The organism is Microbacterium sp. Kw_RZR3, from assembly GCF_029222405.1.
Lineage (GTDB): Bacteria > Actinomycetota > Actinomycetes > Actinomycetales > Microbacteriaceae > Microbacterium.
Window position 1 is genome coordinate 54,790 of record NZ_JARHXC010000200.1, and the last position, 16,794, is coordinate 71,583.

A 16,794-nucleotide genomic window follows, 5' to 3' on the forward strand; every position below is an offset into this window, starting at 1 on the left:
GAACGAGGGCGGGGGCTGCCCGGGCGGCGCGGACGCGGGGCCCACCCCTACCGTGGAACACATGACCACGGCATCCGTTCTTCCGCCTCCTCCGCCGAACCCGCGCGACCGCGACGACTCCGCCACCGCCACCGCCGAGACCATCCCGCTGCCGCCCGCCCAGCCGGTCGTCACCCCCTCGTCACGCGTGCGCATCGCCACCCCCGGGCGCATCGCCGGGGCCGCGGCCCAGATGGCCGCGCTCGGCCTGATCGGCCCGACCGTCTTCGGCGCGCTCTTCGGCATGCTGGGCGGCGGTATCGGACTGCTCTTCGCCCTCCTGATCGGCGTCGTCGTTCTCGTCGCCCTCGTCTACGCCCTCTTCGCGGTGGCCTGGTTCGAACGGGCCCGTGTCGACGGCCTCTACGGCTTCGGCCTCCCGGCGCTCAGCCCACGCCGGAGCCCGCGTCCCGGATTCGTCGGCTTCCTGCACACGGTCTGGCTGCAGGCGATCGACCCCGGCCAGTGGCGCGCGGTGGCCTCGTTCACCATCGGCACGATCCTGGGCCTGGTGACCCTGACCGCCGCAGGTCTCGCCGCGTGGGGCTTCGCCCTGACCATCGCCCCGATCGTCGGGTGGCCGGATACGCGTTTCCTCGGCATCTTCCCGCTCGAGGGGTTCGCTGCGCCCCTCGTCGGTGTCATCGCGCTCGTCGCATCGCTCGCCGCCATCGTCGGACTCGCCGTGCTGCACGGCGTGATCGTCCGCGCGATCTTCGTCCCCTCGCGGGAGGCGGAGCTCGAGGAGCGCGCACGCACCTCCGACACCCGCCGCGCCGGAGCGGTCCGCGCCGCCGAGGTCGAGCGCACGCGCATCGAGCGCGACCTCCACGACGGCGTCCAGCCGCGACTCGTGTCGATCGGCATGACCCTGGGGCTCGCCCAGACCAAGATCGACGACGACCCCGAGACGGCGAAAGCGCTCGTCGCCGAGGCGCACGCCTCGACCAAGTCGGCGATCACCGAACTCCGGCAGCTGGCCCGTGGCATCCATGCCTCGGTGCTCGATGACCGGGGACTGGATGCCGCGCTCTCGGCGCTCGCGTCGCGTTCGCACATCCCCGTGACCCTCGACGTGCGTCTGCCGCGTCGGTGCAGTCGTCCGGCGGAGGCCGCCGTGTACTTCGCGATCGCCGAGGCCCTGACGAATGCGGCGAAGCACTCCCGGGCGACCGGGTGCCGCGTACACGTCCGCCTCCGCGAGGACGGGACCCTCTGGGCCCGGGTCGAGGACGACGGGCTGGGCGGGGCGCGCGTCGTCCCGGGCGGTGGCCTCGACGGCATCGTCAACCGCGTCACCGCCGCCGGCGGCACGGCGCGCATCGACAGCCCGCAGGGCGGACCCACGACCGTGGAGGTGAGCGTCCCGTGCGCATCCTGATCTGCGAAGACTCCGTCCTGCTGCGCGAGGGGCTCGTCCGCCTTCTCGCCGACGACGGTCACGAGGTCGTCGTCGCCCTGCCCGACGCCGACGGGCTCCAGGCCGCGGTCGACGAGCACGCACCCGACCTCTGCGTCCTCGACGTGCGGCTTCCGCCGACCTGGACCGACGAGGGCATCCGCGCGGCGATCGCGCTGAGGTCCCGGCATCCGGGACTCGCGGTCCTCGTCCTCTCGCAGTACGTCGAGGAGCAGTATGCCAGCGACTTGATCGCCGACGGGCAGGGCTCGCTCGGCTACCTGCTCAAGGACCGGGTCGCCGACGTCCGCGACTTCCTCGACGCGGTCGCCCGCATCAGCGGGGGAGCGACCGTCCTCGACCCCGAGGTCGTCGGGCAGCTCCTCGCCCGTCGCCGTCGTGATGAGCGGCTGCAGAGCCTGACGGAGCGGGAACGCAGCGTGCTCGCGCTCATCGCGGAAGGCCGGTCGAACCAGGCCATCGCCGCGGCGCTCTTCGTGAGCGAGGCCAGCGTCGAGAAGTACATCACCGCCATCTTCACCAAGCTCGGCCTGGAGCAGGACGAGACCGGCAACCGCCGCGTCATCGCCGCCCTCGTGCACCTGGGCCACGACCACACCGGAGCAACGTCATGACCACGCAGACCCCCGTCGACCAGGCTCCTCTCGAGCCGACCCCTCCGCCGGCTCCCACCTCGCGCCGGGGAACCGTCCTGGCAGTGTCGATCGTCACGATCGTCGTCGGAGCGATCGCCCTCGTCGGCACGGTGGGCGGCACCGCGATCACCGCGGCGGCCACGCTCTCCGACACACGATCCGGCGTGCAGGCGGGCTCGGTGTCGGCGCGCGGCCTCACCGATCTCTCGGTCGACGTCGCCGGAGGCTCGCTCACCATCGAGTACGGCGACGGCGCGGACGCGACGCTCGAGGCCGGGGACGCCCGCCGCGGCGGTTGGACGTTCGAACGCACGGGCGACACCCTGCGCGTGTCGTCGCCGCGTGGCGCATTCGTCGACTGGGACCGCAGCCCCGGGGCGACGCTGACCCTCCCGCGCAGTCTGAAGGGCGCGCCGCTCGACGGGCGTATCGACGTCACGGGTGGGACGCTCGACCTCGATGCCGAGATGCGCGCGCTGACGGTGAACCTGGCCGGCGGTGCGGTCGACCTGTCCGGGAGCGCCGAGACCCTCGCGGTCACGGTCGCCGGCGGCGCCGCCACGGCCGACGTCGAGGATGTCGACACGGCGACCTTCGAGGTCGCCGGCGGTGAGCTGACGGCGGGGTTGAGCGGTGCGACCCCCAGCCGCACGACGGTCACGGTCACGGCGGGATCCGCCGACATCACGCTGCCCGACGACGAGTACCGGGTCGTGAACCAGGACGGTATCGGCTCGGTCGACAACAGCCTGCGCACCTCGTCGTCGGCGAAGGCCGTCGTCGACGTCGAGGCGGCCCTGGGCCAGGTGTCGCTGTCGTCCTGAGCGCTGCGCTCTCAGAGGGCCTCTTCTCGTCGCCGAGCGACGGGGAGGGGCCCTTCTCGCGCGGGACGGGGACGCGCGACGACCAGCGACAGCAGGACGAGTGCGATGCCGAGAGCCTGAAGCGGGGCGAGGGACTCTCCGCCGACGAGCACCCCGAGCACGACCCCGGTCACCGGGTTGAGCAGCCCGATGATCCCGACGGTGCCCGCCGGCAGGTGGCGAAGCCCGGTGAACCAGCACACGAACGCCAGCGCGGTGGCGACGACGGCGATCCCCGCGTAGGCCGCGCCGCCGATCGCATCCACGCGCGGGGGCGGCCCCTCGACGATCGCCGCGGCGACCACGAGCGCGATCCCTCCGGCGATGAGCTGCCATGACGTCGTCGCGAGCAGCGGGGTGTCGTCGCGCCACCGGGTGGTGAGGATCGCCCCGAGCGACGACGCGAGCAGAGCGATGACGGATGCCGCGACCCCGGCGGGCGACACGGCGCCGGCCCCGAGCCCGACGACCAGCAGCACCCCCGCGATGCCGAGCACGGCCCCGGCCGCCCACCGCGCAGTCGGGCGCTGGGACAGGAGAGGCCAGGCGATGCCGGCCAGGGCGAGCGGGGCCAGCGCCATGATCGACGCCGCGATGGACGATGGGAGCAGTTGCGCCGCGAGGTAGACAAGCACGAAGAAGGCGCCGAAGTTCAGCAGTCCCAGGACGGGGGCCCGCCACCACCATGAGCCGCGCGGCCGGCGTCGGGCGATCGCCCACAGCAGGAGTCCGGCGGGCAGGGCGCGCAGCGCCGCGCCCCAGAGCGGTGCGTCGGGTGGGAGCAGGTGCCGCGTGACCACGTAGGTGGCACCCCACGCGATCGGGGCAACCGCGGTGATCGCGACGAGGCGCCATTTACCTTCCATGGAAGACAGTATAGTTTCCGCGGAAGGTATCATGGATGCCATGACCGACCACGTCGATGAACTCGTCGCGCAGTGGGCCGCTGAGCGCCCCGACGTCGACGCCTCGCCGATGCAGATCATCGGGCGCATGAGCCGGCTCGTCGACCGCCTCGAGGCCGAGCTGCTCGTCGTGTTCCGGCGCTACGGCCTGGGCGAGGGGGAGTTCGACATCCTCGCCGCGCTCCGTCGAAGCGGTGAGCCCTTCGCGTGCGCCCCCGGCGAGCTTGCGCGGCACACGATGGTGACCACCGGCGCGGTGACCAAGCGTGTCGACCGGCTCGTGGCATCCGGGCTCGTGTCGAGGAGCGCGAGCGACGACGACGGCCGCGGTCGGGTGGTGTCGCTCACTCCGGCGGGTCGGCGGGTCATCGACGAGGCGCTGGTCGCCCACGTCGAGAACGAGGAGCGCCTGCTGTCGGCGCTCCGTCCGGCCGACCGTCGTGTGCTGGAGGCGCTGCTGCGCAACTGGGGGTCTGCCCTCGGCGTGTAAGCGCTGAGGCTGCGCTGACGCTTCCGGTGCCGCCGCCGTGCCCGTGCCTTGTTTGCCCCCGTTCGTCGTGCGGCGCATGCTGCGGCGACCACGTGCGGCAAGTGACGCCCCGACGCCGTCGCGCCCGTGCCTGGTTTGCCCCTACTTGTCGTGCGGCGCGTGCTTGGGCGACGAAGTGCGGCAAGTGACGCCCCCGACGCCGTCGCGCCGGTACCTGGTTTGCCCCTACTTGTCGTGCGGCGCGTGCTCGGGCGACGAAGTGCGGCAAGTGAGGCTTCCCGACGCCGGCGCCCCCGGCGCCTCAGTTGCCCATGTTTGTCGCGTGGCGCGTGCTCAGGCGACGAATTGCGGCAACTCACGCACGTGGCTTCCGCTACGACAAGCCGCCCGTACGGGCGATCGCCTCGCATGGCGCATCCCGCGCGCGACTCACGCGCCCTTCAGCGCCTTCGCGATGCGCTGGATCGACACGGGTTCCGCCGTACCGAGGCGCTGGGCGAAGAGGCTCACTCGCAGCTCCTCCAGTAGCCACCGCGTCTGCACGAGGTTCGCGGGAGCGTCGGCGGGCAGGGGGATGACGCCACCCGCCTCGGTGAACGCGGTCGCGGAGCGCTCGTACTCAGTCTGCCGCTGGCGGTCGCGGCCCGGATTGTCCGAGAGCGTCTTCACCCGCTCGAGTGCACCGGCGAGGTAGCGGGGGTAGTGCTGTAGGCGCGGGATGCCGGTGCGCGAGAGGAAGCCGGGAAACAGCAGCCCCTTCACCTGGCCGCGCACGTCGTTGAGCGCTCCGAGGAGCGTCATCGATGCGGCATCCTTCATCGCCCTCTCGACCTCGCGCTGCGCGAGCAGGATCTTCGCGGCGAGCGACACCGTCTGGAACGTCCGCTCCACCGAAACGGAAGAGAACGCGTCGCGCACCCGCTCGAAGTCCCCTCGTGTGCGCACGGCGCCGTCGCTCCCGAGGATGTCGTCGGCCAGGGCCACGCGCGCATCCTCGATCAGCGCCTTGGCGTTCTGGTACGGGGATGCCGCGAGCGCGAGCTTCTCGTTCGCGGTGAGGTGGTCGAGAACGTAGGTGGCGGGGGAGGGGACGGCCAGCAGCATCAGGCGACGGATGCCGGCCCGCGTGAGCCGCGCGGCGTCGTCGGGCGTCGCCTCGACGCGCAGAGCGACGCTGTCGCCCTCGTCGACGAGCGCCGGGTAGCCGCGTACGACGCCGCCGGCGACGGGGGTGTCGACGACCTCGGTGAGCTCGTCGAGGTCCCAGGTGGTGAGCTTCGTGCGCGAAGCGAACGCGGGGGAGGCCTGGGCGACCTTCGCGGCCCTCTGCGGGGGCCGAGAGATCGTCGACTCGACGCTGGAGCGCGCCCGGTCGGCCAGTCGTCGCTGCAGCGCACCGAGGTCGCGGTCGCTGCCGACCGCCCGGCCCCGGGCATCGACCGCTCGGAACGAGGGGAGGAGGTGCGCGGGAACGCGCTCGAGCTCGAAGTCAGCCGCGCTCACCCGCTGGTTCGCGACGCGCTGCACCAGGGCGGCGAGGGCGTCGACGAGCGTCGTCTTCGGGAGGCCGTTCGCGTGCTCGGGGCCCTTCTCGGCGAGTTCGGCCGAGAACTTCTCCGCCCAGTCGGCGGCCGGCACCACGTTGCGGCGGATGGTCTTCGGCAGGGCGCGAAGCAACGCGGTGACGAGCTCGTCGCGCATGCCGGGCACCTGCCAGTCGAAGCCGTCGGGGCGCAGCTGCGCGAGCAGGGGCAGCGGAACGACGACCGTGACGCCGTCGTCGGGGGCGCCCGGCTCGAAGCGATACGCGAGGTTCAGCGTCTGGTCGCCCTGTCGCCAGCGCGCGGGGAAGGCCCGATCGTCGCCCTGCGCCCGGTCTCCGGTGAGGTCGGACTCGCGCAGGTCGAGCAGGTGCGGTGTGCGGTTCGAGGCATCCTTCCACCAGGTCTCGAACGAGCGGACGTCGGTGACGTCGGCGGGGATTCGCGCGTTGTAGAACGCGAACACCGCCTCGTCGCCGATGAGGATGTCACGGCGGCGCTCGCGCTCCTCGATCTTCTCGAGCAGGCGGCGCTGCTCGACGTTGCGGCGGAGGAACGCCGTGAGGCGCTTGTCGAGGACCGAGGGGTCCCACTCGCCCTCGACGAGTGCGTGGCGGACGAACATCTCGCGCGCGAGCGGACGATCGAAGCGCGCGAGCTGCACACGACGACGGCCGACGAGCTCGACCCCGAAGAGCGTGACCGTCTCGTAGGCGGCGGCGAAGCCGGCATCCTTCGACCAGTGCGGCTCGCTCAGCGAGCGCTTCACCAGGTCGGGGGCGAGTTCCTCCGCCCACGCGGGGTCGACGGCGGCGACCGTCCGCGCGAACAGGCGCGAGGTCTCGACGAGCTCGGCGGCCATCACAGCCGAAGGACGCTTCTTCTTCAGCCCCGAGCCGGGGAAGATCGTGAACCGCGCGCCGCGGGCGCCGATGTACTCGCCCTTGACGGGGCGTGCGTCGCCCGGGGTCTTGCGGTCCTTGGCCTGCGCCATCGTGCGCGGATCCAGGATGCCGATGTGCGACAGCAGTCCGGAGAGGATCGCGCGGTGGATGGCGTCGCCGGCGGCGTGGCCCTCGGGGGCGGCTGTGTCGTGGCGCTCGTCGCGACGGCTCGCGGACCGGGACGGGTCCGACGTGGGCGGGAGGGCCCGGGTCCGGTCCCGCCGGCCGGTGCTGTCACGCCCGGCGCTGTCGCGGTCTCCGGACCCCCGCTCGCCGCCGAGCGACCGCAGCTGCCGGTGCACGTCGACCCACTCGCGCACGCGCACGTAGTTGAGGTGCTCGCTCCGGCAGAGGCGCCGGAACGCGCTCGAACCGAGCTCCGCCTGCTTCTCCTGCAGGTACTCCCACAGGTTCAGCAGCGAGAGGAAGTCACTGGTCGGATCGGTGAACCGGGCGTGGAACCGGTCGGCCTCCTCGCGGCGGTCCTCGGGGCGCTCGCGCACGTCCTGGATGGACATGCCGGAGACGATCGCGAGGACCTCGGCCGAGACGTCGTTCCGGCGCGCCTCGATGAGCATTCGCGCGAAGCGCGGGTCGATCGGCAGCCGCGCGATCTCGCGGCCGATCTCGGTGAGGCGGGGACCGTCTTCGCGCCCGCCACCGCGCGACGGGTCGCGATCGGGTCGGTCGTCGCGCGAGCGCGCCCCCGGCGCCGGCACCTTCACGGCACCGAGCTCGACGAGCAGGTCGAACGCCGCCTTCACACCGCGCGAGTCGGGCGGGGTCAGGAACGGGAACGCCTGGATGTCGCCGAACCCGAGCGAGAGCATCTGCAGGATCACGGATGCCAGCGACGTGCGCAGGATCTCGGGTTCGGTGTACTCCGGCCGACGCGTGAAATCGTCCTCGGAGTAGAGGCGGATCGCGACACCGGGCGACGTGCGCCCCGCGCGACCGGATCGCTGCTGCGCCGAGGCCTGGGACACGGCCTCGATCGGCAGTCGCTGGATCTTCGACCTGTTGCTGTACCGCGAGATGCGGGCTGTGCCGGTGTCGACGACATACCGAATGCCGGGGACGGTGAGACTCGTCTCGGCGACGTTGGTGGCGAGGATGACACGGCGGCGAACGCCCGCGACGGTGGAGCGCTCGAACACCCGGTGCTGCTCGGCGGCGGACAGACGCCCGTAGAGGGGCAGCACCTCGGTCGGCGCGGCGTCCTTCTGATACGCCCCGCGGATGGCATCCGCCGCATCCCGGATCTCCGCCTCGCCCGGGAAGAACACGAGCACGTCGCCCGCGGGCTCGCGGTCGAGCTCGCGGAGCGCCGCCACGACGGCCCCGACCTCGTCGGCGTCGTCGCCGTCGCGCGTCGCGCGGGCCGAACTCCTGACTTTCTGCGGCGCTGCGACCCCGCGGCCACGGGATGTCGCGGCGTCGGAGCCGTCGGCATCCGGATCCTCAGGAGTTTCGCCCGCACCGTCGGCGCCATCCAGCGGCCGGTACCGGATCTCGACCGGATAGGTCCGCCCCGACACCTCGATCACGGGCGCCGGCACCGGCTCGCCGCCCGGCTCGGCGGGCGCGGCGGAGAAGTGCCGCGCGAAGCTCTCGGGGTCGATCGTCGCCGAGGTGACGATGACCTTGAGGTCGGGGCGCTTCGGCAGGATGCGCCGGAGGTATCCGAGCAGGAAGTCGATGTTGAGCGAACGCTCGTGCGCCTCGTCGACGATGATCGTGTCGTAGCGGCGCAAGAGCCGGTCGCGGTGGATCTCGTTGAGCAGGATGCCGTCGGTCACGAGCGCTACGCGGGTGTCGGCCGACACCTTGTCGGTGAAGCGCACCTTATAGCCGACGGTGGAGCCGAGGGGTACCTGCATCTCTTCGGCGATGCGCTCGGCGATCGTGCGCGCGGCGATGCGGCGGGGTTGCGTGTGCGCGATCGAGGTGCGGCCGAGCTCGAGGCAGATCTTCGGCAGCTGCGTGGTCTTGCCCGACCCGGTCGCGCCGGCGACGATCACGACCTGGTGGTCGCGGATGGCGCGCGCGATCTCGTCCCGCGCGGCGCTGACGGGCAGCTCGGGCGGGTAGACGATCACGGGTTCGACAGACACAGCCTTCCAGCCTATCGCGGGGTGGCGCCTCCGCGTCCGGCTTCGACTGTTCGCGTCAGCGCGTGAGTTGTCGCGATTGGTCGCGTCGGGCGGGGTGTGGCGTGCATGTGCGGCAAGTCAGTGTGACGTTCGAGTGCCCGCGGAGCGTTCATTTGCCGCGAGTGGTCGCGTCGGGCGGGGTGTGGCGCACATATGCGGCACCTCAGTGTCGGGCCGTGTGGGTTTCGCGAGCGGAGGCGGCGGCTCCGACTCGCGTGGATTGCCGCAATGTGTCGCTTCGGAGGGCGGAGAAGCGACGTTCTCCGGCAAATCACGCGAACGGGCGTCAGGGCATCGCGGCCTTCGCGGCCAGGATCCGGGTCACCGCCGCGTCCACCTTCGCGGCGAACGCGCTGTCCTTCTGCGCCTTCGACAGCACGGCCTGGTGCATCTCGGGGTAGACCGACGAATCGGCCGAGACGAGCAGCAGGTCGATCCCCGCCTCGACGGCGAGCGTCGCTCGGTCGGCGGGCGACCACGCCTGGACCTGCTGCGCGGCGGAGAGGTCGTCCGTGGTCACGACCCCGTCGAAGCCGACCGTGTTGCGAAGGACCCCGACCACCGTGGGCGAGAACGCGGCGGGCGCCGACGAGTCGATCTTGTCGTAGATCGCGGTCGACAGCATGACCACCGCCGGTCCCTCCGGCAGCACCGTCGAGTACACGCCGACGTCGGCGCCGTCGGCCGTGACGAGTTCGTCCGTCACCCCCGCGGTCGTGTCGGTGTTGTCGCCCACGTGCCCGAGCCCCGGGAAGTGCTTGAAGGTCGGCAGGACGCCGCCGTCGCGCATCCCGGCGGCGAACGCCCCGGCCTTGGCTGCCACCGTCGGCCCGTCGTAGCCGTACTCGCGCTGCAGCTCGCCGATCGGCGGGTTGCTCTGCGCGGTCTCGGGGCTCGTGACGATGTCGGCGACGGGTGCGAGGTTCATGTTCACGCCGGCTTGCGCGAGCTGCCCGCCCCAGGTCGCGGCGTTGCTGCGCAGGGTCGCGTCGTCCTGCTGCCCCTGGTCGACCGCGGAGGGGATCTCATCGAACCCGGGGCCGCTCAGCACCTGGACCTCGCCGCCCTCCTGATCGGTGGACACCCACAGCAACGGTTGACCCGCGGCCTGCGCCGAGGTGAATGTCGACACGAGCTGGGCGGTCGCCTGCGCGCCGGCATCCGATCTCCCGTGTAGGAAGATCCCGCCGATGTGATCGTCCGCGACCGCTGAGAGGGTGGTCTGGTCGGCTCCGTCGACGGACGTGCCCACCATGAACATCTGCCCGACCCTGTCGTCGAGGCTCATCCCCGCGAGCGGGTCGGTCGTGGGCGTCGGCGTGGGTGTCGGTGAGGGAGAGGGGGATGCCGTCGGACTCGGCGTCGGAGCAGGCTCGGGGACGCACCCGGTGAGCGCGAGCGCGGTGAGCACGAGAAGGGCGCAGGTCCGTGTGGCGGTTTTCACCCTCCGATGTTCTCGCACCGGGCGTCGGAACCTCGGACCCTTGCGCCGGGACTCGCCGCGCCTCCGCGCGGGCGGGCCTCAGCCGTGCCCCACCGAGCGCCGCACCTCGGCCCCGGCGCGACGCCGTCGTCGCGGTCGCGCGGGCCTCCGCCGCACCCACCGAGCGCCGCATCTCAGCCCCGGCGCGACGCCGTCGCCGCGGTCGGGCGGACCTCAGCCGTTCCCGCGCGAACAGGTCGCCTGGTCGGCCTTGCTCCCGCTGACGTTCCCCGGCAGTTCGACGACCTCGGGGCCGGGGGTGGCATCCGTCGCTCCGGGCGTCGGGGTCTCGGGCGCCGTGGGCTCGGCCGTGGGGGCCGAGGGGTCGAGCGTCACGCCCTCGTTCGCGCCGAGCTCACCGGTCAGCGCGATCGGGGCGTTGCGGGCGAGGGCATCCCACAGGACGGCGGCACCGTCGAGGTCGGGAACGACCTTGTCGCTGTCGTCGGGGTCCGGCAGCACCGGGTACTGCACGAAGGTCGTGTCGCTGAGCGGAACGTCCTTGAGGGTGTACGCCAGCTGCGCGATGCGGACGGGGTCGGCGAGGCTCTCGCTCGGGGTGACGTTGTTGACCGCGGTGTTCGCGAGCCCCAGCAGGGTTGCGGGGTTGGAGAGCACCTCTTCGCTGCGCACCTTGTTGAGCAGCCGCGAGAGGTACTGCTGCTGGTTGCCGATGCGGGCGAGGTCGCTGCCGTCGCCGATGCCCTTGCGCGTGCGCAGGAACGCCAGGGCGTCGTATCCCTGCACGACGCGCGGGCCGGGCTCCCAGTTGATCCCGGCGTCGTAGTCGTTGATGCCGTCTCCGCCGATGCACACCTCGACCCCGCCGACGGCGTCGGTGATGTTCACGACGTTGCCGAAGCTCACCTTCGCGGCGAAGGGGATCTGCTGACCCGTGAGGTTCGACACCGTGCTGGCGACGCACGCGAGGCCGCCGGCCTCGTACGCCGTGTTGATCGACGCCTTCCACGCCCCGGACGACACCGAGCCGTCCTCGTTGGTGCACTCCGGGATCTCGAGCCGCAGGTCGCGCGGGAACGAGACGACGGTGGCGCGGCGCGGAGCCTCGGACACGTGCACGAGGAGGTTGACGTCGTTGCGGATGCCCTCGGCCTCGGGATCGCTGCAGCGTTCGCCGAAATCGTCCTTGACCTGGTCGTCGCACTCGTCGGTTCCGACGATGAGCACGTCGAACGCGCCCGCGTACTCGCTCAGCGACGGGGCTTGCGAGGGGGCGTCGGGGAGCGGCACCGCGGCCTCCTGCAGGCGCTGCGACAGCATCCAGGCGTAGACGCCGCCGACGGCGACCGCGGCGACGACGGCCACGGTGAGGCCGATGGCGAGCAGTTTCAGTCCTCGGCGCCAGCCCGAATCGGGGCGGCGGCGGGCGTGAGCGGCGGAGGGTTCGGGGGGCACGGCGTCAGTAAACCACGCCGCTCGCAAAGAACCCCGGACGTGCGCGACGGGGCGGCCGATGGCATCCGGCCGCCCCGCGCGTGCGTGTGGTGTTACTGACCGCCCTCGGTGAGGGTCACGTCGATCGGCGTGTAGTCACCGTCGACGGTGACGCCCTCGTCCTTCAGCTCGGACAGCGCCTTGTCGATGTACTCGTTCGAGTACGCGGAGTCGGCCGGCTCGGTCGTGATGAGGTTGAGGCCGTCCTGGTTGACCGCCTTCAGCGCGCCCTGGACCGTCTTGTCCCACGCGGCGGAGTCGATCGTGCCGAAGTCACCGCCGGTCCAGATGAGCTTGTTGACCTCGTTCATCTGCCACAGCTGGTGCACGGGTCCCACGGGGAACGCGTTCACACCGGGAGCCGTCGCGGCCTTGTAGGTGATGTCCGCCGCCTCGGTGGGGTTGTCGCGCGCGAAGACCCAGCCCTTCGTGACGGCCTTGAGGAAGCGCGTGGCGGCGTCGGCGTACGCGGGGTCGTCGGAGAGACGCTTCGTGTCGGCCCAGATCGCGTCCTGCAGCATGGCGCCGGCGGTGTCCTGGTACGAGATGACGTTGATGTCGTCCATCGTGTAGAGCTTGCCGGTGGCGGGGTTCACCGTCTCGAGCAGCTGCGCGAGCTCGTTGTACGTCATCGCCTGGGCGGCATCCACGTCCTTGTCGAGGAGCGCGTTCATCGAGAAGTCCTGCGTGGTGATCTTCACCGTCGAGGCGTCGAGGCCCTTGTCGGCCATGGCGGCGAAGATCTCCCACTCGTTGCCGAAGCCCCACGAGCCGATGCGCTTGCCCTCGAAGTCGTCGACCTTCGCGATGCCGGAGTCCTTCCACGACACCTGGGTCGTCCCGGACTTCTGGAACACCTGCGCGATGTCGGTGAGCTCGACGCCCTGGTTCTCCATCGTGCCGAGGACCTTGGGCACCCAGGCGACCGCGAAGTCCACGTCTCCGGCGACCAGCGCGTCCTGCGGCACGATGTCACCGCCCGAGGGGACGACGTCGACCTTGTCGAAACCCTCCTCCTGGAAGTAGCCCTTGTCGAGGGCGACGTAGTACCCCGCGAACTGCGCCTGGGGCAGCCACTGCAGCTGCAGCTTCACCGAGGTGAGCGGGGTGAAGTCGGCGTCGGATGCCGCGGGTGCGGAGCTGCCGCCGGAGCAGGCGGAGAGCGCGAGGGCGGCGACGCTGACGCCGGCGATCGCGCCGAGCGTGCGTCGGATGCTGTGTCTCATGGAAGGTCCTTCCGGTTCGGGTGGAGCGTGTGGCGGGTGGTGCAGGCTCTTTCGTCGCGGGGTGGATGCCGATCAGCCGCGCGCGCGTCCCGCACCGAGGCGGCGCGCGACGAGGCGTTCGAGCAGTGACGTGACGAGGAAGAAGACGAGGCCGATCACGATGCCTCCGCCCACGAACGCCCAGGCGAGGGAGGCGCGTCCGGACTTGGCGTAGGTGGCGATCGCCGTGCCGATGCCGTCGGCGGGTCCGCCGAAGTACTCGGCGACGAGGGCGGAGATGACGGCGAGGGATGCCGCGACCCGCACGCCCGTGACGAGGTACGGCAGGGCCGTCGGCAGCGTGAGACGCAGGAACGTCTGCCCTCCGCTGGCGGCGGTGGCGCGGAAGAAGTCGCGCTGGACCGGGCGGGTCTGGCGGAGTCCGCGGAGTGTGTTGACGAACACGGGAACGAACGCGGCGATCGCGGCGACGGCCTGTCGGCCGAACTGGCTCGACGCGCCGAACATCGTGTTGAAGATGGGGGTGAGCGCGACGATCGGCACGACGGCGAGGGCCGCGACCAGGGGCGCAGTCATGCCGTCGACGGGGCGCCAGGTGGCGGCGAGAGCGGCGAGCAGGATCGCGAGCAGGCTTCCCGCGACGAGTCCGACGAGGGCGTTGGTTCCGGTCACCCCCGCAGCCTCGGCGATGAGGCCGAATCGCTCGACGAACTCGGCGGCCACGGCGAACGGATCGGGCAGCATCCGCGGGGCGCTGCCCGAGGCGACGAACGCGTACCAGGCGGCGAGTCCCGCGATGCCGACGACGATCGGGGCGAGCAGGCGTGCCCAGCCGGGGAGGCGGACGGCGTTCATCGCTCGTTCGCCCGCTGCACGGGCGAGCCGTGGAGTGCTTCGCGCACCGCGGTGACGCGGGCGAAGTACTCGGGGGACTCGCGGAGGAGGTCGTCGCGGGCGCGGCCCGGGCGCGTGTCGACGATGTCGGTGATGCGTCCGGGGCGCGGGCTCATCACCACCACCCGGTCGGAGAGGAACACGGCCTCGGGGATCGAGTGGGTGACGAACACGACCGTCGCTCCGGTCTCGGCGGCGATCCGGGCGAGCTCGCTCTGCAGATGCTCGCGGGTCATCTCGTCGAGCGCGCCGAACGGCTCGTCCATCAGCAGCAGCTTCGGCGAGGCCGCGAGGGCGCGGGCGATCGCGACGCGCTGTTGCATGCCGCCGGACAGCTGGTCGGGGTATCGCCCGACGAAGTCGGTCAGACCCACGAGCTCGGCGAGCTCGGCGACGCGAGCGTCGCGGCGGCTGCGGGTCCACCGGTGCAGTTCGAGAGGCAGCGCGATGTTCGCCGCGACGGTACGCCAGGGGAGAAGACCCGCCTGCTGGAACGCGATGCCGTAGTCCTGGTCCAGTCGCGCTTGCCGTGCCGTCTTCCCGGCAAGGGAGAGCTCGCCGCTGGTTGCGGTGTCGAGGTCCGCGATCAGGCGGAGCAGAGTCGATTTGCCGCAGCCGGAGGGGCCGATGAGCGAGACGAACTCGCCGGCCGCGATGTCGAGGTCGACGTCGGTCAGGGCGATCACCTCACCCCCCGCGCTCGGGAAGACCTTTCCGAGCCCGCGGGCCCGAACAGCGGTGTCGGTGGTCATGCGGTGTCCTCCCCGCGACGGAAACGATGAAGGGCCACGCCGACCAGGGCGACGCCGCCGGCGGCGACGAGTCCCATCACGACGGTGCCGAAGGTGGGAGCCCAGGGCGCGGCGGGGTCGGACGACGCCTGCCCCGCGAGCTGGATGAGCATGCGGCCGATCCCGCCGCGCAGGCCCATCGACACCTCGGCGACGACGGCACCGACGACGGCGGATGCCGCGGCCAGGCGGAGCGCGGGGAGCAGGTGCGGCACGGCGGCGGGAAGGCGCAGGTGCACGAGGGTCTGCCACCACCCGGCGGAGCTCGAACGCATGAGGTCGAGGTGGAGGGCGTCCGGGGCTTCCAGCCCGCGGAGCATGCCGACCGCGACGGGGAAGAACGCGAGGTACGACGCGATCAGCGCGACCGAGAACCATTGCGGCCAGGGGAAACCGGAGCGATCGATCTGCGTGCCGAGCGCGTTGACCACCGGCGCGAACGCGATGAGCGGCACGATCTGGCTCACGACGATCCAGGGCAGCAGTCCCGCCTCGACCAGGCGCCACCGCTGCATCGCGATCCCCAGCAGCGAGCCGACGACGACGCCGATCAGCCACCCCAGCGCGGCGAGGCCGAGGGTGGTTCCCGCGGCCTGGACCACCGACAGCAGCAGCGGCGGCGTGTCCCCTCCGCTGGTCGGCGCGAACATCCGCGCGATCATGTCCCACACGTGCGGCATGGCACGGTCGTGCGTGCGGGGGAGCAGGATGACGCCCGACCCGGCCGATCCGTCCCCGCCCACGGTCACGCCGTCCGCCGGCCCGAGGAACTTGTAGAGCTCCCAGAGGGCGATGACCGCCGCCACCCCGGCCGCACCCCAGCCGATCCGGGCCGCCGCGGTGCGTCCGCGTGCGGACGCTGCTCTCCCGACGATCGCGGTTTCGCCGGGCGTGACGACCTGATCGGTCACGGGGCGCTCACCGCTTCGCCGTGACGTGCTCGGACAGGGCCGGGATCACGGTCTCGCCGTACACCCGCATCGTCTCCTCCTTGTTGTCGTGCTGGAGGTAGCCGGCGAACTGCGTCACGCCGAGGGCGCGAAGCTTCTCGAGCTTGGCGATGTGCTCCTCGGCCGTCCCGAGCACGCAGAAGCGCTCGACGATCTCGTCGGGCACGAAGTCGACGTGGTCGTTGTCGCTCTTGCCGTGCGAGTTGTAGTCGTACCCGGTGCGCCCGGCGATGTAGTCGGTGAGGGCCGCGGGCACATCGGAGCCGTCGCCGTACTTCGCGACGATGTCGGCGACGTGGTTGCCGACCATGCCGCCGAACCATCGGCACTGCTCGATCATGTGCGCGCGCGACTCGGGGGTGTCGTCGCCGATGTACATCGGGGCGGCGACGCAGAACGCGATCTCGTCGGGGTCGCGGCCGACGTTCTCGGCGGCCTGGCGGACCGTCTTGATCATCCACTCGGCGATGTCGAGGTCGGCCAGCTGCAGGATGAAGCCGTCGCCGACCTCTCCGGTGAGCTTCAGCGCGAGAGGTCCGTAGGCGGCGACCCACACGTCGAGCTTCGACCCGCGGCTCCACGGGAATTGCAGGGTCGCGCCGTTGTACTCCACGGCCCGGGAGTTGCCGAGCTCGCGGATGACGTGGATCGACTCCCGCAGCGCCTTCAGCGTCGTGGGGCGCCCGTTCGTCACGCGCACGGCCGAGTCTCCGCGGCCGATGCCGCAGATCGTGCGATTGCCGTACATCTCGTTGAGGGTGGCGAAGGTGGACGCCGTGACGGTCCAGTCGCGGGTCGCGGGGTTCGTCACGAACGGGCCGACCGTCACGCGGCGTGTGGCCGCGAGAATCGCCGAGTGCACGACGTACGGCTCCTCCCACAGCAGGTGCGAGTCGAAGGTCCAGACATGGCTGAAGCCGTGCGCCTCGGCGAGCTGCGAGAGCTGAATCGTGCGGGCCGCGGGCGGGTTGGTCTGCAGGACGACACCGAAATCCATGGGTTCTC

The 16,794-nt window shown here is 71.6% G+C and carries 13 protein-coding genes; 4 read left to right on the forward strand and 9 right to left on the reverse strand.

What is annotated here, in order from left to right; all coding sequences use genetic code 11:
- Window positions 1–61 precede the first annotated feature (61 nt).
- Genes P2P98_RS11030 through P2P98_RS11040 form a run of 3 tightly spaced genes read left to right on the forward strand, consistent with a single transcriptional unit; the run spans window position 62 to window position 2,918 of the window.
- Window positions 62–1,420: a sensor histidine kinase gene (locus P2P98_RS11030; protein ID WP_275799763.1), complete on the forward strand. Its 1,359-nt coding sequence runs from the start codon at window positions 62–64 to the stop codon at window positions 1,418–1,420.
- Complete coding sequence (locus P2P98_RS11035) at window positions 1,408–2,073, forward strand: response regulator transcription factor (protein ID WP_275799765.1); 666 nt, start codon at window positions 1,408–1,410, stop codon at window positions 2,071–2,073. Before P2P98_RS11030 ends, P2P98_RS11035 begins: the two co-directional genes overlap by 13 nt.
- Window positions 2,070–2,918, forward strand: coding sequence for a hypothetical protein (locus P2P98_RS11040; protein ID WP_275799766.1), 849 nt, complete (start codon window positions 2,070–2,072; stop codon window positions 2,916–2,918). Before P2P98_RS11035 ends, P2P98_RS11040 begins: the two co-directional genes overlap by 4 nt.
- Before the next feature lie 11 nt (window positions 2,919–2,929).
- Here P2P98_RS11040 and P2P98_RS11045 read toward each other — a convergent pair whose 3' ends face one another.
- Window positions 2,930–3,823 (reverse strand): EamA family transporter, encoded by an 894-nt coding sequence (locus tag P2P98_RS11045; protein WP_275799768.1) that lies wholly within the window; start codon window positions 3,821–3,823, stop codon window positions 2,930–2,932.
- A gap of 40 nt (window positions 3,824–3,863) precedes the next feature.
- Here P2P98_RS11045 and P2P98_RS11050 point away from each other — a divergent pair, with 40 nt between their 5' ends.
- The gene (locus P2P98_RS11050) at window positions 3,864–4,352 is read left to right on the forward strand and encodes a MarR family transcriptional regulator (protein ID WP_275799769.1); all 489 of its coding nucleotides are present in this window, start codon (window positions 3,864–3,866) and stop codon (window positions 4,350–4,352) included.
- Between the two features lie 429 nt (window positions 4,353–4,781).
- On the opposite strand, the gene hrpA is transcribed toward P2P98_RS11050, so the two are convergent.
- The 8 genes from hrpA to P2P98_RS11090 form a co-directional block, all read right to left on the reverse strand.
- Entirely contained in the window at window positions 4,782–8,951 is a 4,170-nt protein-coding gene (gene hrpA, locus P2P98_RS11055; RefSeq protein WP_275799770.1) for an ATP-dependent RNA helicase HrpA, read from the reverse strand.
- A 325-nt stretch (window positions 8,952–9,276) separates the two neighbouring features.
- Window positions 9,277–10,434 (reverse strand): glycoside hydrolase family 3 N-terminal domain-containing protein, encoded by a 1,158-nt coding sequence (locus P2P98_RS11060; RefSeq protein ID WP_275799771.1) that lies wholly within the window; start codon window positions 10,432–10,434, stop codon window positions 9,277–9,279.
- Window positions 10,435–10,647: 213 nt separating this feature from the next.
- The gene (locus P2P98_RS11065) at window positions 10,648–11,889 is read right to left on the reverse strand and encodes an LCP family protein (protein WP_275799772.1); all 1,242 of its coding nucleotides are present in this window, start codon (window positions 11,887–11,889) and stop codon (window positions 10,648–10,650) included.
- Window positions 11,890–11,981: 92 nt separating this feature from the next.
- Window positions 11,982–13,154, reverse strand: a complete 1,173-nt coding sequence (locus P2P98_RS11070) for an ABC transporter substrate-binding protein (RefSeq protein WP_275799773.1) — start codon at window positions 13,152–13,154, stop codon at window positions 11,982–11,984.
- A gap of 72 nt (window positions 13,155–13,226) precedes the next feature.
- Window positions 13,227–14,009: an ABC transporter permease subunit gene (locus P2P98_RS11075; RefSeq protein WP_275799774.1), complete on the reverse strand. Its 783-nt coding sequence runs from the start codon at window positions 14,007–14,009 to the stop codon at window positions 13,227–13,229.
- Window positions 14,006–14,800, reverse strand: a complete 795-nt coding sequence (locus P2P98_RS11080) for an ABC transporter ATP-binding protein (protein ID WP_275799775.1) — start codon at window positions 14,798–14,800, stop codon at window positions 14,006–14,008. Before P2P98_RS11080 ends, P2P98_RS11075 begins: the two co-directional genes overlap by 4 nt.
- On the reverse strand, window positions 14,797–15,750 hold the full coding sequence (locus tag P2P98_RS11085) for an ABC transporter permease subunit (RefSeq protein WP_275799776.1): 954 nt from the start codon (window positions 15,748–15,750) through the stop codon (window positions 14,797–14,799). The genes P2P98_RS11080 and P2P98_RS11085 overlap by 4 nt, the downstream gene beginning before the upstream one ends.
- Before the next feature lie 7 nt (window positions 15,751–15,757).
- On the reverse strand, window positions 15,758–16,786 hold the full coding sequence (locus P2P98_RS11090; RefSeq protein WP_275799777.1) for a TIGR03842 family LLM class F420-dependent oxidoreductase: 1,029 nt from the start codon (window positions 16,784–16,786) through the stop codon (window positions 15,758–15,760).
- Window positions 16,787–16,794: the final 8 nt, after the last annotated feature.

Excerpts from the sequence above, each read along its gene's own strand:
- P2P98_RS11030 (WP_275799763.1), top strand. The coding sequence starts at position 62 with ATGACCACGGCATCCGTTCTTCCGCCTCCTCCGCCGAACCCGCGCGAC.
- P2P98_RS11040 (WP_275799766.1), top strand. The coding sequence starts at position 2,070 with ATGACCACGCAGACCCCCGTCGACCAGGCTCCTCTCGAGCCGACCCCT.
- P2P98_RS11045 (WP_275799768.1), bottom strand. The coding sequence starts at position 3,823 with ATGGAAGGTAAATGGCGCCTCGTCGCGATCACCGCGGTTGCCCCGATC.
- P2P98_RS11050 (WP_275799769.1), top strand. The coding sequence starts at position 3,864 with ATGACCGACCACGTCGATGAACTCGTCGCGCAGTGGGCCGCTGAGCGC.
- P2P98_RS11070 (WP_275799773.1), bottom strand. The coding sequence starts at position 13,154 with ATGAGACACAGCATCCGACGCACGCTCGGCGCGATCGCCGGCGTCAGC.
- P2P98_RS11075 (WP_275799774.1), bottom strand. The coding sequence starts at position 14,009 with ATGAACGCCGTCCGCCTCCCCGGCTGGGCACGCCTGCTCGCCCCGATC.
- P2P98_RS11080 (WP_275799775.1), bottom strand. The coding sequence starts at position 14,800 with ATGACCACCGACACCGCTGTTCGGGCCCGCGGGCTCGGAAAGGTCTTC.
- P2P98_RS11090 (WP_275799777.1), bottom strand. The coding sequence starts at position 16,786 with ATGGATTTCGGTGTCGTCCTGCAGACCAACCCGCCCGCGGCCCGCACG.